General features: G+C 65.0%; 16 protein-coding genes. 3 read left to right on the top strand and 13 right to left on the bottom strand.

The genetic code is table 11. The features are described from left to right. Positions 1 to 13: 13 nt before the first annotated feature. On the bottom strand, positions 14 to 997 hold the full coding sequence (dusB, locus tag IEV83_RS02185; protein WP_244628025.1) for a tRNA dihydrouridine synthase DusB: 984 nt from the start codon (positions 995 to 997) through the stop codon (positions 14 to 16). Between the two features lie 190 nt (positions 998 to 1,187). Here dusB and IEV83_RS02180 point away from each other — a divergent pair, with 190 nt between their 5' ends. The 3 genes from IEV83_RS02180 (at position 1,188) to IEV83_RS02170 (ending at position 3,511) form a co-directional block, all read left to right on the top strand. After that, positions 1,188 to 2,444 (top strand): bifunctional 2-C-methyl-D-erythritol 4-phosphate cytidylyltransferase/2-C-methyl-D-erythritol 2,4-cyclodiphosphate synthase, encoded by a 1,257-nt coding sequence (locus IEV83_RS02180; RefSeq protein WP_181761376.1) that lies wholly within the window; start codon positions 1,188 to 1,190, stop codon positions 2,442 to 2,444. After that, the gene (locus tag IEV83_RS02175; protein ID WP_371873393.1) at positions 2,441 to 2,944 is read left to right on the top strand and encodes a CinA family protein; all 504 of its coding nucleotides are present in this window, start codon (positions 2,441 to 2,443) and stop codon (positions 2,942 to 2,944) included. Before IEV83_RS02180 ends, IEV83_RS02175 begins: the two co-directional genes overlap by 4 nt. Before the next feature lie 138 nt (positions 2,945 to 3,082). Further along, positions 3,083 to 3,511, top strand: coding sequence for a hypothetical protein (locus IEV83_RS02170; protein WP_181761378.1), 429 nt, complete (start codon positions 3,083 to 3,085; stop codon positions 3,509 to 3,511). A 27-nt stretch (positions 3,512 to 3,538) separates the two neighbouring features. Here IEV83_RS02170 and IEV83_RS02165 read toward each other — a convergent pair whose 3' ends face one another. The 12 genes from IEV83_RS02165 to IEV83_RS02110 form a co-directional block, all read right to left on the bottom strand. After that, positions 3,539 to 3,994: a type II toxin-antitoxin system RatA family toxin gene (locus IEV83_RS02165; protein WP_181761379.1), complete on the bottom strand. Its 456-nt coding sequence runs from the start codon at positions 3,992 to 3,994 to the stop codon at positions 3,539 to 3,541. Between the two features lie 150 nt (positions 3,995 to 4,144). Then, the gene (gene lipA / locus IEV83_RS02160; protein WP_181761380.1) at positions 4,145 to 5,134 is read right to left on the bottom strand and encodes a lipoyl synthase; all 990 of its coding nucleotides are present in this window, start codon (positions 5,132 to 5,134) and stop codon (positions 4,145 to 4,147) included. Positions 5,135 to 5,200: 66 nt separating this feature from the next. Continuing rightward, entirely contained in the window at positions 5,201 to 5,443 is a 243-nt protein-coding gene (locus IEV83_RS02155) for a GlsB/YeaQ/YmgE family stress response membrane protein (RefSeq protein WP_181761381.1), read from the bottom strand. After that, positions 5,440 to 5,688 carry a GlsB/YeaQ/YmgE family stress response membrane protein gene (locus IEV83_RS02150; RefSeq protein ID WP_181761382.1) on the bottom strand — a complete coding sequence of 83 codons (249 nt, stop codon included), beginning with the start codon at positions 5,686 to 5,688 and terminating at the stop codon, positions 5,440 to 5,442. The genes IEV83_RS02155 and IEV83_RS02150 overlap by 4 nt, the downstream gene beginning before the upstream one ends. 146 nt (positions 5,689 to 5,834) lie before the next feature. Beyond that, entirely contained in the window at positions 5,835 to 7,283 is a 1,449-nt protein-coding gene (gene lpdA, locus IEV83_RS02145) for a dihydrolipoyl dehydrogenase (protein ID WP_181761383.1), read from the bottom strand. A gap of 155 nt (positions 7,284 to 7,438) precedes the next feature. Beyond that, positions 7,439 to 7,657 carry a hypothetical protein gene (locus IEV83_RS02140; RefSeq protein WP_181761384.1) on the bottom strand — a complete coding sequence of 73 codons (219 nt, stop codon included), beginning with the start codon at positions 7,655 to 7,657 and terminating at the stop codon, positions 7,439 to 7,441. Between the two features lie 22 nt (positions 7,658 to 7,679). Then, positions 7,680 to 9,044: a pyruvate dehydrogenase complex dihydrolipoamide acetyltransferase gene (locus tag IEV83_RS02135; RefSeq protein ID WP_181761385.1), complete on the bottom strand. Its 1,365-nt coding sequence runs from the start codon at positions 9,042 to 9,044 to the stop codon at positions 7,680 to 7,682. Between the two features lie 13 nt (positions 9,045 to 9,057). Beyond that, on the bottom strand, positions 9,058 to 10,434 hold the full coding sequence (locus tag IEV83_RS02130; RefSeq protein ID WP_181761386.1) for a pyruvate dehydrogenase complex E1 component subunit beta: 1,377 nt from the start codon (positions 10,432 to 10,434) through the stop codon (positions 9,058 to 9,060). A gap of 15 nt (positions 10,435 to 10,449) precedes the next feature. Next, complete coding sequence (gene pdhA / locus IEV83_RS02125; protein ID WP_181761387.1) at positions 10,450 to 11,502, bottom strand: pyruvate dehydrogenase (acetyl-transferring) E1 component subunit alpha; 1,053 nt, start codon at positions 11,500 to 11,502, stop codon at positions 10,450 to 10,452. Positions 11,503 to 11,699: 197 nt separating this feature from the next. Further along, positions 11,700 to 12,038, bottom strand: coding sequence for an FtsB family cell division protein (locus tag IEV83_RS02120; protein WP_209002936.1), 339 nt, complete (start codon positions 12,036 to 12,038; stop codon positions 11,700 to 11,702). A gap of 184 nt (positions 12,039 to 12,222) precedes the next feature. Beyond that, on the bottom strand, positions 12,223 to 15,723 hold the full coding sequence (gene mfd, locus IEV83_RS02115) for a transcription-repair coupling factor (RefSeq protein ID WP_181761388.1): 3,501 nt from the start codon (positions 15,721 to 15,723) through the stop codon (positions 12,223 to 12,225). A gap of 79 nt (positions 15,724 to 15,802) precedes the next feature. Then, positions 15,803 to 16,099, bottom strand: coding sequence for an FAD assembly factor SdhE (locus tag IEV83_RS02110; protein WP_181761389.1), 297 nt, complete (start codon positions 16,097 to 16,099; stop codon positions 15,803 to 15,805). Positions 16,100 to 16,236: the final 137 nt, after the last annotated feature.

Here is a 16,236-nt window from a genome sequence, read left to right as displayed (position 1 = left end):
TCAGCGCCGCCACTCATGCCGCCACTCCCATTTGCGTCGAGGAGAACCAGCTTCGCAGCATGGCCAGCACCTGGGCGGGCACGGTCGCGGTCAGCAGCTCCCGGCGCTGCTCCGCCGGCATCGGCGTTTCCGCCCCATCGAGGTACCAGGCGATGTGCTTGCGGGCATTGCGCACGCCCTTTTCGGTTCCGTAGTGGGAGAAAATCCCTTCCGCGTGCTCGCAGATGAGGTCCGCCAGATCCGGACCGGCCGGCACTCGCGGCGCCGGTGTGCCGTCGAGCGCCGCGCCGATGGTACCCGGCAGCCAGGGGCGCCCGAAGGAGGCGCGTCCGATCATCACCGCATCGGCGCCGGAGCGAGCGAGCATCTGACGCGCATCTTCGGCAGACTGGCAATCGCCATTGGCCACCAGCGGCACGGAAATCCGCTCGCGCACGAGGCGGATCGCATCCCAGTTGGCCGAGCCCTTGTAGAACTGGCAGCGGGTGCGACCGTGCACGGTGATCATGGCAACGCCCGCCGCCTCGGCCCGGGCGGCCAGCTCTGGCGCGTTGATGCTGTCATCGTCCCAGCCAAGCCGCATCTTCAGGGTGACCGGCACCTTGACCGCGGCCACCGTCGCCTCGATCAGCGTCAGCGCGTGATCCGGATCGCGCATCAAGGCCGAACCGGAGTAACCGGAGGTGACCTTCTTCGCCGGGCAGCCCATGTTGATGTCGATGATTGCCGCACCAGCGCCTTCGGCCATGCGCGCGCCCTCGGCCATCCAGCGGGCCTCGCGTCCGGCGAGCTGCACCACATGTGGATCGACGCCGGCGCTTTCGCTGCGCAGGCGCGTGTCCGCATTGCCGTCGGCCAGTTGCTCGCCCGCCACCATTTCCGACACCACCAGACCGGCGCCGAAGCGATGGGCCAGCCGGCGAAACACAACATCGGTCACGCCGGCCATTGGCGCGAGAAAGGCGCGGTTGGGAACGGGAATATCGGCAATCCGCATCGGCGCCTCCGTCGGAGACTGGCTATTTATGCTCATATGATGTGCACTTTTCATTGTGCCTACAGAATAGTCATTCACGACTGGCCCGCAAGCCTCATTTTTTCGCACTGCACATAAGGCTTGAGGGCCCGCGCGGAAACCGCCAAAACCGTAGCAACTCGATTTTCCAAAAATGGGGTCGGAATTGACCATGCCTGAAATTGCATCCGCCACGAAGGTGGCGGTTCTTGTCGTTGCCGCCGGACGCGGCACCCGGGCCGGCGGCGGCGAGACGCCGAAGCAGTATCGCCGGATCGGCGGTGTTGCCGTCCTGCGCCGCACCGTCGAGGCCTTTGCCGGGGTCGATCGGGTCGACTCGATTCAGGTGGTGATTCACGCCGATGATCGCGCGATGTACGATGCGGCGCTGGCGGGCAGTTCCGCTCATGCAAAACTGCGTCCACCGGTTGGCGGCGGCGACAGCCGGCAGGCATCGGTTCTGAACGGCCTGGAGGCCCTGCGCGCAGAAGCGCCGGATCTGGTGCTCATTCACGATGCCGCCCGCCCCTTCGTCACCGGTGATGTCGTCCTTAGCACTCTCGATGCCCTTGCGGGTGGCGCCCGGGCGGTGGTCGCCGCCGTGCCGGTGGCCGATACGCTGAAGCGCGGCGAGGTGACGGCGCCGGAAAGCAGCGTTCAGGTACGCGGCACGGTGGAACGCGCAGGGCTCTGGGCGGCGCAGACCCCGCAAGGCTTCGTCTTCGCCGATATCCTCGAGGCTCACCGGCGGGCGGCGGCGGCGGGGGTCGAAGGGCTGACCGACGATGCCGCCGTTGCCGAATGGCAGGGGCTGGCGGTCGCAATCAGCCCGGGCGATGCGGCGAACAGCAAAATCACCACCATGGAGGACCTGATGCAGGCGGACCGGATCATCCAGTTGGAGGAGCTCGCCCGGTGCAGCGATGTGCGGGTGGCGACCGCCTATGACGTTCATGCGTTCGAGCCGGGGGACGAGGTCATTCTCGGCGGTATCGCCATTCCTCATGACCGGGCGCTGAAGGGGCACTCGGATGCGGATGTGGTGCTGCACGCTCTGACCGATGCCATTCTCGGGGCCCTGTGCGACGGCGACATCGGCCACCATTTCCCGCCGAGCGATCCGCAGTGGCGCGGCGCGCCCTCCGATCAGTTCCTGCGCTTCGCCGCCGAGCGGGTGCGCCGCGCCGGCGGGGCGATTTCCCTGCTCGACGCCACGGTGGTGTGCGAACGTCCGAAGGTCGGCCCACATCGCGAGGCCATGCGGGCGCGGATCGCGGAAATCTGTGACCTGCCGGTGGGGCGGGTCGCGGTCAAGGCCACCACCTCCGAGCGGCTCGGCTTCACCGGGCGGGAGGAAGGCATTGCAACGCTTGCCACGGCCACTTTGCGGCTGCCATTCGACTACCTGCCGGAGGACGCGTCATGCTGACCGACCTTGCCCCCCTCCTGCCCGCCGCCGAGACCCTGGTGCGGCTATGTACGGAACGCGGGCTGATGCTCGCCACCGCGGAATCCTGCACCGGCGGGCTGATTGCCGGGCTGATCACCGAAATCGCCGGCTCCTCCGCCGTGCTCGATCGCGGCTTCGTCACCTACTCCAACGAGGCCAAGACCGGGATGATCGGCGTGCCGGCCGAGCTGATCGGCCGGGTGGGCGCGGTCAGCCGGGAGGTCGCGGAGGCGATGGCGCAAGGGGCGCTGGCGGCTTCGCGCGCCGATATCGCCGTGTCGGTCACCGGGATCGCCGGCCCGGGCGGCGGATCGGCGGAAAAGCCGGTCGGCCTGGTGCATTTCGGCTTTGCCGCGCGCGGCGCGCCGGTGCGCCACGTGGTGCGCCGGTTCGAGGACCGGGGCCGGGCTGCCATTCGCGGCGATGCGATCGCTCAGGCGCTGGAAGGTCTGCTGGATCTGGAGGTACTTAAAATTTGACCGGCTAAAGAAGCGCTTTATTGCCAGGGGCGATCGTATACGCTGCCCATGAGTTGCTTGCGCGGATTTTTGTATGCAATTTCAAGGCTCGAAGGGGAAACCTCCATGTGGTCCATCCGGTCCATGCGGTATGCATCAATGGCGCTTGTGCTTTTCGCCGCGCCTGCCACGGCTGGCGAGTTCTACATGATCTCGCGCCAGGCGGACGGGGCCTTTTTCGCCAGTCACCGGGTGTTTGAAAAGGCCGGCGAGAACCTGTACCGGATCACGCTTTGCGGCCGGGAGTATTACGCCCGGGCGGCAACCGTCGGCTGGCTCAACTATGAGGCCTCGGAAGGGCGCGACGTCGGTCTGGAGTACAACGAAGGGCAGGGCTGGTTCCGGGTCTGCGAAGAGCCGGACAAGCAGGTCTCGCTGAAGGATATTGGCGTTCCCGGCACCAATGCGGACGTCATGCGCTCCAGCGATGGCGCCGTTTCCCGCCGCCAGCGGTTCAAGGACATCAGCAAGGCATTTTCCGACTACAAGAACTCCGGCGAGAAGACAAAGTCCTATCACCTCTGGTAGGTGGGGAGCCTCCCCCTGCCCGCAAGCTCAGGCCGTCGGATAGACGAGGTCGGCGCGCGCCTCGAAGGCGGCGGAGAATTTGCGGAACGCCCGGTCGAACATGGTCGACATCAGCGTGCCCAGGGTCCGGCTCTTGAACTCGTAGGTGATGTAGAAGCCGATCTCGCTTCGGCCCTCCCCTGTCGGGCGGAAGGTCCAACGGTTTTCCAGATGCTTGAACGGGCCGTCGAGATACTCCACCAGGATCTCCCGCGTGTCGGGCGACAGGGTCACCCGGCTGGTGAAGGTTTCCCGGAACATCTTGTAGGCGACGGTCATGTCAGCAACCAGCAGGCTGCGCCCGTCCTCCAGATCCTTGCGCCCGCGCACCCGCAAGGCAGAACACAGCGGGACGAACTCGGGGTATTTCTCCACATCGGCGACAAGGGCGAACATGTCGTCCGCTGAATGCGCGACCGGATGCAGGTTCTCAAAGGATGGCATGGGAGGCAGTGCTCGTGATCGGGTCTGTCTATCTTGTTTTCGGTGCTGGCCCAAGTGCTGCCGCCGGCGCGGTTCGCGCCGGCATGGGAAAGGCACAGCTCACAGTCAAGGCCGATAGCCGGGGCGGCTGATCCGCCCCCGCGGCCCCGCTTAGTTGGCGGCGTCCGCCGAGGTTCCGATCCGCGCGGCGCGGGCCTTGCGCAGATCCGCGAAGTCTTCGCCCGCGTGATGGGAGGAGCGGGTCAAGGGGCTCGCCGAGACCTTGAGGAAGCCCTTGGCATAGGCGATCTTCTCGAAAGCCTTGAATTCTTCCGGCGTGACGAAACGCTCCACCGCGTGATGCTTGGAGCTGGGCTGCAGATACTGGCCGATGGTCAGGAAATCGACATCCGCCGTGCGCAGGTCGTCCATCAACTGCAACACCTCGTTGCGCTCCTCGCCAAGCCCGACCATGATCCCCGACTTGGTGAACATCGCCGGATCCAGTTCCTTCACCCGCTGCAGCAGACGAATGGAGTGGAAGTAGCGGGCGCCGGGGCGCACCTTCAGGTATTTCGACGGCACGGTTTCCAGATTGTGGTTGAACACATCCGGACGGGCGGTGACCACCGTTTCCAGGGCGCCGGGCTTGCGCAGGAAATCCGGGGTCAGCACCTCGATGGTGGTCGAGGGTGAGCGGCCGCGAATAGCCTGGATCACATCAGCGAAGTGGCCGGCGCCGCCATCGTCGAGATCGTCGCGGTCGACCGAGGTGATGACCACATGCTCCAGCCCCATCGCCGCGACGGCCTCGGCGATGCCGGAGGGTTCGTTCGGATCGACCGGACCGGGCATGCCGGTGCGCACGTTGCAGAACGCGCAGGCGCGGGTGCAAGTATCGCCGAGGATCATGAAGCTGGCGTGCTTCTTCGACCAGCATTCGCCGATGTTCGGGCAGCCCGCTTCCTCGCAGACCGTCACCAGATTGTTGCCGCGCACCACTTGCTGGGTTTCGCGATAGACCGGCGAGGTCGGCGCCTTGACCCGGATCCAGGCAGGCTTGCGCTTGATCGGATTGTCCGGCCGATGCGCTTTTTCCGGATGGCGGGGACGCGCGTCGTCCTTCGCCGGTGTCGAGACGGTGTCGAGGATCGTAACCATGCGCCTCAAATGTCCTTCTTCGCCGTGCGCGTCAAGCGCCGCAATGGTCGCAGCCGTCGCCGGCCATCAGTTTCCGCGTATTTTTCGCCAGACAAACAGCAAAAGGATGGCGCCGATTGTCGAGATGACCAACTGGTCGATGAATCCGCCGGTCACGCTCAACCTGAGGATTTCCGCCAGCTTTCCGCCAAGCAGGGCGCCGATCAGCCCGACGACGAGGCTGCCGAGAAAGCCGCCCCGACTATCGAACACCCGGTGCGCCACCGCGCCGGCAATCAGCCCGATGGCGATCCAGAAAATGAAGTTCATGCCAGCACCCGGGCAATCAGCACGACGACAATTGCACCAACGGCGGCGACCACCACCTGATTGACGTAAGCATTGCCCAGATTGATGTTGATGCCGGCAAAGCTGAACAGGAAGCCGCCGACGAAGGCACCGATGATGCCGGTCAGAAGGTAGCGGATCAAACCGCCGCCGCCGATGACGAGGCTGGCGAGCCAGCCGGCGATGATGCCGATGACGCACCAGATGACGATGTTCTTGATGTCCATGTCCTTATCCCCCGTTCACGTGTCTCCGCGTCCGGGGCGATCCCGGCGCCTTCCAAGGGTACCCCTTCCCCGCGACAACTCAAGAGCGCCCCGAAGGGCGGCGCATTGGCCGTCTGCCGGGAAAGAGTCCGGGGCTGCCCGCCACCTCAGGCGTTCAGCACCCGGCCATAGGCGTCGAGCACGCTTTCCTTCATCATTTCCGACAGGGTCGGGTGCGGGAAGATCGTGTGCATCAGCTCTTCCTCGGTCGTCTCCAGATTCATGGCGACGACGAAGCCCTGGATCAGTTCGGTCACTTCCGCGCCCACCATATGCGCGCCGAGCAGTTCGCCGGTCTTCTTGTCGAAGATCGTCTTGATCATGCCTTGATCCTCGCCAAGGGCGATGGCTTTGCCGTTGGCGCCGAAGCTGTAGCGGCCGACACGGATCTCGCGGCCCGCTTCCTTCGCCTTTGCCTCGGTCAGGCCGACGGACGCCACCTGCGGATTGCAATAGGTGCAGCCCGGGATCTTGCCCTTGTCCATCGGGTGGACGTTCGGCAGCCCGGCGATCTTCTCGATACAGACGACGCCTTCATGCTCCGCCTTGTGGGCGAGCATCGGCGGGCCGGCCACATCGCCGATGGCATAAAGGCCCGGCACGTTGGTCTTGCCGTAGCCGTCGATGACGATGCAGCCCCGGTCGGTCTTCACATTGAGGGCCTCAAGGCCCAACCCTTCGATGTTGCCCTGCACGCCAACGGCCGAGATCAGCCGGTCGGCGGTGATGGTCTGCACCTTGCCGTCCCGGGTCTCCACATGGGCGGTGATCGAATCGGCGCCCTTCTCCACCTTGGTGACCTTGGCTTCGGTCAGGATCTTCATACCGCGCTTTTCAAGCTGCTTGCGGGCCAGGGCGGAGATTTCCGCATCTTCCACCGGCATCACCTGCGGCATCACTTCGACCACCGTCACGTCCGCGCCCATGGACCGGTAGAAGGAGGCGAATTCGATGCCGATGGCGCCCGAGCCCATCACCACCAGCGATTTCGGCATGACATCGGGCTTCATCGCCTCGAAATAGGTCCAGATCAGCTTGCCGTCCGGCTCGATGCCCGGCAGCGCACGCGGACGGGCGCCGGTGGCGACGATGATGTGCTTTGCCGTGTAGGTGCCCTCGCCCTTCACGCCCTTGGGAACCGGGTTCTGCGGCTCGACCACGGGCTTGGACGATTTCCCGACAGTGATCTCGCCGGGCCTGGTCAGCTTGGCCTCGCCCCAGATCACGTCGATCTTGTTCTTCTTCATCAGGAAGGCGACGCCGCCATTGAGCCGCGCCGACACGCCGCGCGAGCGTTTGACCACATCCTTGACGTCGGCGGTCATCTTGCCTTCGAGCGTCAGGCCGTAGCTCTTGGCGTGGTTGGCATGATCGAGGATTTCGGCGGAGCGCAGCAGCGCCTTGGTCGGGATGCAGCCCCAGTTGAGGCAGATGCCGCCCAGATGTTCACGTTCGACGATCGCGGTCTTCAGGCCCAGCTGCGCGGCGCGGATTGCCGTCACATAGCCGCCCGGCCCCGAGCCGATGATGATCACGTCATATGACGTTGCGCTCATGAAAATTCCTCCAGCTCGGACGGCTAAATCGGACAGAAGCGCATTGCCTTACGTCCGAGAATTTCGAAATCCCGTAGACAGCGGTAGCTAGGCACACCTAGCTACCGCGTGCACTTAGATCAGCGAAGAAAACGCACCGAAATAACCAAGTTGCGTCACTTCTTCTTTAGCCCTGCATCAGACATTATTTTATTGAATTTTTTCCAATCAGCAAAAAAATGATCGTGTTGACCTTTGGGTTTCCATCGAACGCCGCCTTTGCTGACAACTAATTCACCTATTTTTGCGCCATCATTAGCATGAATTTCAAATTCAACACCATTTTCCTCTCGGCTAAGAGGGTGACTCTTCATCCCTAAACTTACTTTTGCCACGTATAAATCCTTTCAGTATACTTTATACCAGCATCGACATCGGGTTTTCGATGTAGCTCCTGAAGGCGGCGAGAAGCTCCGCCCCGAGCGCACCATCGACTGCACGGTGGTCGGTGGAAAGCGTCACGGACATCACCGTGGCGATGGCCAGCGCGTCGTCCTTCACCACCGGGCGCTTTTCGCCGGCGCCGACGGCCAGGATCGTCGCATGGGGCGGATTGACCACCGCCGCGAAGTCCTTCACCCCCATCATCCCCATGTTGGAGACCGCCGTGGTGCCACCCTGGTACTCCTCGGGCTTGAGCTTGCGCTCCCTGGCGCGCGTGCCCATGTCCTTCATCTCGTTGGAGATGACCGACAACGGCTTCATCTCGGCGCTGCGCACGATCGGGGTGATCAGGCCGCCGGGGATCGACACGGCAACACCGACATCGACGTGCTTGTGCTTGACCATGGCGTCATCCGTCCAGGAGACGTTGGCTTCCGGCACATCGCGAAGGGCCAGCGCCATGGCCTTGATCACCATGTCGTTGACCGACAGCTTGTAGGCGGGCTTGCCGTCCTTGCTCGTCGGTGCAGCGGCGTTGAGCTGGGCGCGCAGGGCCAGCAGGGCGTCCAGTTCGCAATCCACGGTGACGTAGAAATGCGGGATGGTCTGCTTGGATTCCTGCAAGCGGCGGGCGATCGTCTTGCGCATGCCGTCATGGGGCACCAGCTCGTAGGAGCCTTCCTCGAACAGCTTGAGCACCTGATCGCTGGACGGGCCGGCTGCCATGGCCGGCGCAGGCGCCGCAGCAGCAGGTTTCGGCGCTTCCGCGGCCGGCGCGGCCACGGCCTTGCCGGTGCCTTCGCTGACGGCCTTGTCGATGTCGCGCTTGACGATCCGGCCATGCGGGCCGGAGCCGGTCAGGGCCTTGAGGTCAAGTTCGTTCTGGGCAGCGAGCCGGCGGGCCAGCGGCGAGGCGAAGATGCGCTCGCCGGAAGCGGCAACAGGCGCTGCGGGCGCGGCCGGTGTCGGCGCTTCTGCAGCTGGTGCAACCGCTGCCGCTGGGGCCGGTGCGGGCGTTTCCACCGGGGCGGCCTTCGGGCCGCCATTGTCGCCGCCGACGCCACTTGCGGCGCCTTCCAGCGCCGAAGCATCCTCGCCATCTTCCAGCAGAAGGGCGATCACCTCGTTGACCTTCACACCCTCGGTGCCCTCGGCCACCAGGATCTTGCCCATGGTGCCCTCGTCGACCGCTTCCACTTCCATGGTCGCCTTGTCGGTCTCGATCTCGGCAATGACGTCACCGGCGGAGATGGTCTCTCCTTCCTTGATCAGCCACTTGGCAAGATTGCCCTCTTCCATGGTCGGCGAGAGGGCCGGCATCAGAATCTTGATCGGCATCTGTGTCTCCCCCTCAGGCCGTGTAGGTCACGGCTTTCACCGCGTCGATGACTTCCCCGACCGTCGGCAGCGCCAGCTTTTCCAGGTTGGCGGCGTAGGGCATCGGCACGTCCTTGCCGGTAACCCGCAGGATCGGCGCGTCGAGCCAGTCGAACGCCTTTTCCTGCACCTGATAGCCGATCTCGGCGGAGACCGAGCACATCGGATAGGCCTCTTCGACCGTCACGAGCCGCCCGGTCTTCTTGACCGAGGCGATGACCGTGTCGATGTCGAGCGGGCGGATGGTGCGCAGGTTGACCACCTCGGCGGAGATGCCGGCAGCTTCCAGTTCCGCCGCTGCCTTCATGGCGTAGGTCATGCCGATGCCCCAGGAGACGATGGTAACATCGCTGCCGGCGCGCTCGATCTTCGCCTTGCCGATCGGCAGCACGAAGTCCTCTACATCCGGCAGATCGAAGGACTGGCCGTAGAGGATCTCGTTTTCCAGGAACACGACCGGGTTCGGGTCGCGGATGGCGGCCTTGAGGAGCCCCTTGGCATCCGCCGCCGAATAGGGTTGAACCACCTTCAGGCCCGGCACATGGGCATACCAGGCGGCATAGTCCTGGCTGTGCTGGGCGGCGACGCGCGCCGCCGCGCCGTTGGCGCCACGGAAGACGATCGGCGCGCCCATCTGACCACCGGACATGTAAAGCGTCTTGGCGGCGGAGTTGATGATGTGATCGATGGCCTGCATGGCGAAGTTGAAGGTCATGAACTCGACGATCGGCTTCAGCCCGGCCATCGCCGCGCCAACGCCGAGACCAGTGAAGCCATGCTCGGTGATTGGCGTGTCGATCACCCGGCGAGCGCCGAATTCCTCAAGCAGCCCTTGCGAGATCTTGTAGGCGCCCTGGTATTCGGCGACCTCCTCACCCATCAGGAACACATCGCCGTCCCGGCGCATTTCCTCGGCCATGGCATCGCGCAGCGCTTCGCGCACGGTGGAGCTGACCATCTTCGTGCCTTCCGGCACATCCGGCTCACTTGCAGCCTGAGGCGCGGCGACCGGCGCTGCGGCAACGGGCGCGGGCGCCTGCGGTGCGGGGGCGGCCTCAGCGGCGGCCGGCGCCGGTGCGGGAGCCGCGTCCATGGCGGAGGCGTCCTCGCCGTCGGAGAGCAGCACGGCAATCGGCGTGTTCACCTTGACGTTCTCGGTGCCCTCGGCCACCAGGATCTTGCCGATGGTGCCCTCATCGACCGCCTCGACCTCCATGGTCGCCTTGTCGGTCTCGATTTCCGCGATCACGTCGCCGGACGACACCTGGTCGCCCTCTTTCTTCACCCATTTCGCCAGGGTGCCCTCTTCCATGGTCGGCGAGAGGGCCGGCATCAAGATATCAATCGGCATCGTAGGTCCCCGCCCTCAGAGAAGAATGTCGGTGTAGAGCTCGGAGGCATCCGGCTCCGGGTCGGTCTGGGCGAATTCGGCCGCCTCGGCGACGATCTCGCGAACCTCCTTGTCGATGGCCTTCAGCTCATCCTCGGTGGCCCAGCCCTTTTCCAGAAGACGGGCCCGAACCTGCTCGATCGGGTCGTGCTCGGTCCGCATCTTCTGCACCTCCTCCTTGGAGCGGTACTTGGCCGGATCGGACATGGAATGACCGCGATAGCGGTAGGTGATCATCTCCAGGATGTAGGGGCCCTTGCCGGCGCGGCAGTGCTCCAGCGCCTTTTCGCTGGCGGCCATCACCGCGCGCACATCCATGCCATCGACCTGCTCGCCGGGAATGCCGAAGGAGGCGCCGCGATGGGAAAGGTCGGTGGTGGCGGAGGCGCGCTCGATGCTGGTGCCCATGCCGTATTTGTTGTTCTCGATGACGTAGATCACCGGCAGCTTCCACAGCTCGGCCATGTTGAAGCTCTCGTAGACCTGGCCCTGGTTGGCGGCGCCATCGCCGAAGTAGGTCATCGCGACCGCACCGTTTTCGCGGTACTTGTTGGCAAAGCCCAGACCGGTGCCGAGCGACACCTGCGCGCCGACGATGCCGTGGCCGCCGTAGAAGTTCTTTTCCTTGGAGAACATGTGCATGGAGCCGCCCTTCCCCTTGGAATAGCCGCCCCGGCGCCCGGTCAACTCGGCCATGACGCCCTTGGCGTCCATGTCCATGGCGAGCATGTGGCCGTGATCCCGGTATCCGGTGATCATCTGGTCGCCTTCGCTCGACGCCATGCGCATGCCGACGACGACCGCTTCCTGACCGATGTAGAGGTGACAGAACCCGCCGATCAGCCCCATGCCGTAGAGCTGGCCGGCCTTTTCCTCGAACCGGCGGATCAGCAGCATGTGCCGATAGGCATCGAACTCCTGTTCCTTGGTGAAATCCGCGACCGCGGGCGCTGCTTTCGCCGCCCCTCCCCTGGACCGCCCGGCGCTTCCCGCGCGCGATGCGGCTGCTTTCTTCGACGTTGCTGCCATGTCCCTCGTCTCAATGATTTAAGTCCCTTGCGGGACGGCGCTTCCCCTAGAAAATCCTAGCGGACGGTACCTGATGGCGAATGTCAATAAAAGGCCACGTACGGCGAGAACCGTACAGCGTTTAGCATATGAATTATATGACAGATTCAGATATTAATCGAAATTCAGTTGAAACGACCAATTCAACTGAATTTCGATTAAATTCCCGCTCTTGCGGAAGGGCGCAGAATGGCCAGTTCGTCCGGGTGCACGAGATTGAGGCTGGCGCGGGCGCGCTCGTCGATCATGTCCGGATCAAGGCTTTCCGGGCGCATCAGGGCAACCCGGCTTTCCAGCTCCTCGCGCTGGCTGCGCAGCTCGGCAAGCTCGGTTTCCAGTGCCGCGAAGCGGTGCTCGAGGCGTGCCTTGCCGACAAGCCCCAGCTCGCCATTGAGCGCATGGAAGCCGAAATAGCCCAGCAAGGCGACCGCCACGAACGGGGCGATGAGGCGCTGCCAAAGGGTCTTGCGACGATATCGGGTGGTTTTGAATGACACGGGGACGAGACCTGACAGGAACACACTGCTCGACGGCCCTCACTATGTGCCATCAGGCTTAATGCTTCGTTGCCAGCGCCCGCCGAAATGCATTTTCCCGCGCATGTCACCTTCTCGCGCCCTCACCTGCCGATGAGGAGACGACGACGCGCCCCTGGTCGCCTTGCGAGGCGGAAACGGCCGCTCAGGCCGCCTTGCTTTCCGCCTCCGCCAGCCGCACCAGCTTTAGCAGCACGGCAGCCGTGCCCTTCAACCGCTGCTCCGCCGTATCCCAGTCGCGCGACAGCACGACCTTCTGGTCGGGGCGGATCTTGGCCAGGACACCCTGTTCGGCGATATAGGCAACGAGGCCCGCCGGATTGGCGAACTCGTTGCCCCGGAAGGCGATGACGACGCCCTTGGGGCCGGCGTCGATCTTCTCCACATGGGCGCGGCGGCACAGGCCCTTGATGAAGACGATCTTCAGAAGATGCTCCACCTCCTCCGGCAGCGGCCCGAAGCGGTCGATCAGCTCCGCACCGAAGGCGTCGATCTCCTCCGGTTCGGCCAGCTCCGACAGGCGGCGGTAGAGTGACAGGCGCAGTTGCAGATCCGGGACGTAAGGCTCGGGAATCAGCACTGGCGTGCCGACCTGGATCTGGGGCGACCAGGCCTCCTCGCCAAGGCTGTCATCGCCGGCCTTGAGCTGGGCCACCGCTTCTTCCAGCATCTGCTGGTAAAGCTCGAAGCCGACTTCCTTGATGTGGCCGGACTGTTCCTCGCCCAGAAGATTGCCAGCGCCGCGAATGTCGAGATCGTGGCTGGCGAGCTGGAAGCCGGCGCCCAGGCTGTCGAGCGATTGCAGCACCTTCAGCCGCCGGTCGGCGGTGGCGGTCAGCGTCTTGTTGGCCGGCACGGTGAACAGCGCATAGGCGCGGGTCTTGGACCGGCCAACGCGGCCACGCAGCTGATAGAGCTGGGACAGACCGAACATGTCCGCCCGGTGCACGATCAGCGTGTTCGCCGTGGGCACATCCAGGCCCGATTCGACGATGGTGGTGGAGAGCAGCACATCGTACTTGCCCTCGTAGAAGGCGTTCATCACGTCTTCCAGCTCGCCCGGCGGCATCTGGCCATGGGCGACGGCCACCTTCACCTCCGGCACGGTTTCATCGAGGAACGCCTTGGTGTCGGCGAGGTCCGACACGCGCGGGCAGACATAGAAGCTCTGGCCGCCACGATAGCGCTCGCGCAGAAGCGCCTCGCGCACGACGATCGGATCGAACGGCGAAATGAAGGTGCGCACCGCCAACCGGTCCACCGGCGGGGTGGCGATCAGCGACAGCTCGCGCACACCGGTCAGCGCCAGTTGCAAGGTGCGCGGGATCGGCGTTGCCGACAGGGTCAGGACGTGGACCTCGGATTTCAGCTCCTTCAGCCGCTCCTTGTGCTTCACGCCGAAATGCTGCTCCTCGTCGATGATCAACAGGCCCAGATCGCGGAAGCTCATCCCCTTGCCGAGCAGCGCATGGGTGCCGACGACAATATCGACGGACCCGTCCGCCAACCCCTTCTTGGTGGCCGACAGCTCCTTGGGCGGCACCAGCCGGGAGGCGTGGCAGACGGTGATCGGCAGGCCCTGGAAGCGTTCGGAGAAGGTCTTGAAATGCTGCCGCGCCAGAAGGGTGGTCGGCACCACCAGCGCCACCTGGCGCCCGGTCATGGCGGTGATGAAGGCGGCCCGCAGCGCCACCTCGGTCTTGCCGAAACCGACGTCGCCGCAGATCAGCCGGTCCATCGGCCGGCCGGAGGTCAGATCGGCGAAGACCGCGTCGATGGCATTGAGCTGGTCGTCGGTCTCGTCATAGGGGAAGCGGGCGGCGAATTCGTCATAGACGCCTTCCGGCGGATCGATGGGCGGCGCGGTGCGCAGCGCCCGGGCGGCGGCGGTCTTGATCAGGCCATCGGCGATCTCAAGGATGCGCTTCTTCATGCGCGCCTTGCGCGCCTGCCAGGCGCCGCCGCCGAGCTTGTCGAGCTGGGCTTCGGTATCTTCCGAGCCGTAGCGGGTCAGAAGCTCGATGTTCTCCACCGGCAGGAACAGCTTGTCGCCGCCGGCATATTGCAGCTCCAGACAGTCATGCGGCGCGCCCACCGCCTCGATGGTCTTCAGGCCGATGAAGCGGCCGATACCATGGTCGACATGCACCACCAGATCGTTCTGCGACAGGCTGGCCGCCTCGGTCAGCACGTTGGCGCCCTTGGCGCGGCGGCGGCTCTGACGCACCAGCCGGTCGCCGAGAATGTCCTGTTCGCTGACGAGGGTCAGGTCGTCGATCTCGAAGCCGGCTTCCACGCCGAGAATCGCCAGCGCCGTCATGCCCTGCGGCAGCGCCCGCGCATCGGCGTCGGAGGCGACCGGCGCGGCCCGGTCAAGGCCATGATCGGCGAGCACATGGGACAGACGCTCGCGCGAGCCCTCGCTCCAGCAGGCGATGACGATGCGGCTGCCCTGCTTGCGCCGGGCGGAGGCATGGGCGGTCAGCGCGTCGAAGATGTTGATGTCGCCGGCAGCCCGCTCGGCGGCGAAGCTGCGGCCCTTGCGGCCATCAAGCGCCACCGTTTGCCGGCCGCTGCCATCCGCCGGCAGGTCAAAGGGCGAAAGGCGCACCGAGGTGCCATCGGCAAGCGCCGCGTTCCAGCCGCTCTGGTCGAGATAGAGCGCATCCGGCGGTAGCGGCCGGTAGGGCACGGCGCCGCTGGCCTTGCCGGCTCCCATCGCCTCTTGCCGGGCGGCGTAGTGTTCGCCCACCTGATCGAGCCGTTCGCGCACCACGTCGTCGATGGCCGCTGACAGCACCACCGGCGCGCCCTCGGCGTAGTCGAAGACGGTTTCCATCCGCTCATGGAACAGCGGCAGCCAATGCTCCATGCCGGCGTAGCGGCGCCCCTCGCTGATCGACTGGTAGAGAATGTCGTCCCGGTCGGTGGCGCCGAACTGGGCCACATAGCCCTTGCGAAAGCGGGAAATCACCTCCTCCGACAGGGTGGTCTCGCTCATCGCCAGCAATTCGATGCGCTTGAGTTGGCGGGTGGTGCGCTGACTGTCGGCGTCGAATTCGCGGATCGATTCCAGCGTGTCGCCGAAGAAGTCGAGCCGCACCGGCGCGGCCATGCCGGGGGCGAAAATGTCGATGATGCCGCCGCGCACCGCGTACTCGCCGGTGTCCTGCACCGTGGGCGAGCGGGAAAAGCCGTTGGTCTCCAGCCAGGTCACGAGCGCCTGGATGTCGACGCTGTTGCCCGGCAGCGCGTGCCAGTTCTGCGCCCGCGCCCAGTCGCGCGTCGGCAACCGCTGCAGCGCCGCGTTGACGGTGGTGATCAGCACGGTCTGACGGTCATCCGCAAGGCCGCCGGCAAGGCGCCCCATCGTCGCCAGTCGCCGGGACACCACCGCGGCGTTGGGGGAAACCCGGTCATAGGGCAGGCAGTCCCAGGCCGGCAGGTCGATCACCTCCACCTCGGGAGCGAAATAGCCGAGCGCATCCTGCACCGAGCGGGCGTGCGGCGCGTCACGCGCAATGAACAGGCAGGAAAGCCCCTTGGCGCCCCCGGCCAGCAGCCGGGCCAGCACATAGGCCTCCGCGCCATCGGGCACGCCGGTGACGACGGTGTTGCTCTGCTGCTGGAATAGGGTCTCAAGCACCGTTTCGTTCCTTGCGCTTCACGCTTTGCCATTCACCGGCGGGCAGCGCGCGCCGCCCGGCGTCCGTGGATCGACCGCTTCAGATCTTGCCGCGCAATGCGACGATTTCGCGATAGATCGGGGTGTCGAACGCCTCCGGAACCGGCACCCGGCCGATCATCCAGCTGAAGAGGTCCTGATCCGGCACATCCATCAGGGTTTCGAGGATGTCCAGTTCCTCCGGCTTCAGCTCGGCCAGACGATGCTGGGCGAAGCCGCCAAGCAGGATATCCATTTCCTTCATGCCGCGATGCTGGCAGCGATAGAGGATCCGTTTGCGGCGCGGCGCGTTCGGGTCCGCGTCGTCGGTCGATGGCGTCTGCAACTGCTCGCCCATGCTCTGGTTCCTTCGCCCCGGGGGTGATCGTCGCCGGCGCGGGCCATCATCCACCGCTTGCTTTGCGTTTCGAAGCAGCGGCCTTGACAGACGGCAACCGGTTCGCGGGTTATAACGGCCTCGGCGGGAAACTCAAT

Source organism: Stappia taiwanensis (genome assembly GCF_014635285.1).
In the GTDB taxonomy this organism is placed as follows: Bacteria; Pseudomonadota; Alphaproteobacteria; order Rhizobiales; family Stappiaceae; genus Stappia; species Stappia taiwanensis.
This window is presented reverse-complemented; position numbering and strand designations above follow the sequence as displayed.

What these genes read in the sequence shown, in the direction of transcription:
- IEV83_RS02150 (WP_181761382.1), bottom strand. Translation starts at nt 5,688, where the DNA reads ATGGACATCAAGAACATCGTCATCTGGTGCGTCATCGGCATCATCGCC.
- IEV83_RS02155 (WP_181761381.1), bottom strand. Translation starts at nt 5,443, where the DNA reads ATGAACTTCATTTTCTGGATCGCCATCGGGCTGATTGCCGGCGCGGTG.
- IEV83_RS02170 (WP_181761378.1), top strand. Translation starts at nt 3,083, where the DNA reads ATGGCGCTTGTGCTTTTCGCCGCGCCTGCCACGGCTGGCGAGTTCTAC.
- pdhA (WP_181761387.1), bottom strand. Translation starts at nt 11,502, where the DNA reads ATGGCAGCAACGTCGAAGAAAGCAGCCGCATCGCGCGCGGGAAGCGCC.
- IEV83_RS02135 (WP_181761385.1), bottom strand. Translation starts at nt 9,044, where the DNA reads ATGCCGATCAAGATTCTGATGCCGGCCCTCTCGCCGACCATGGAAGAG.
- dusB (WP_244628025.1), bottom strand. Translation starts at nt 997, where the DNA reads ATGCGGATTGCCGATATTCCCGTTCCCAACCGCGCCTTTCTCGCGCCA.
- lpdA (WP_181761383.1), bottom strand. Translation starts at nt 7,283, where the DNA reads ATGAGCGCAACGTCATATGACGTGATCATCATCGGCTCGGGGCCGGGC.
- IEV83_RS02165 (WP_181761379.1), bottom strand. Translation starts at nt 3,994, where the DNA reads ATGCCATCCTTTGAGAACCTGCATCCGGTCGCGCATTCAGCGGACGAC.
- lipA (WP_181761380.1), bottom strand. Translation starts at nt 5,134, where the DNA reads ATGGTTACGATCCTCGACACCGTCTCGACACCGGCGAAGGACGACGCG.
- IEV83_RS02180 (WP_181761376.1), top strand. Translation starts at nt 1,188, where the DNA reads ATGCCTGAAATTGCATCCGCCACGAAGGTGGCGGTTCTTGTCGTTGCC.
- IEV83_RS02130 (WP_181761386.1), bottom strand. Translation starts at nt 10,434, where the DNA reads ATGCCGATTGATATCTTGATGCCGGCCCTCTCGCCGACCATGGAAGAG.
- IEV83_RS02110 (WP_181761389.1), bottom strand. Translation starts at nt 16,099, where the DNA reads ATGGGCGAGCAGTTGCAGACGCCATCGACCGACGACGCGGACCCGAAC.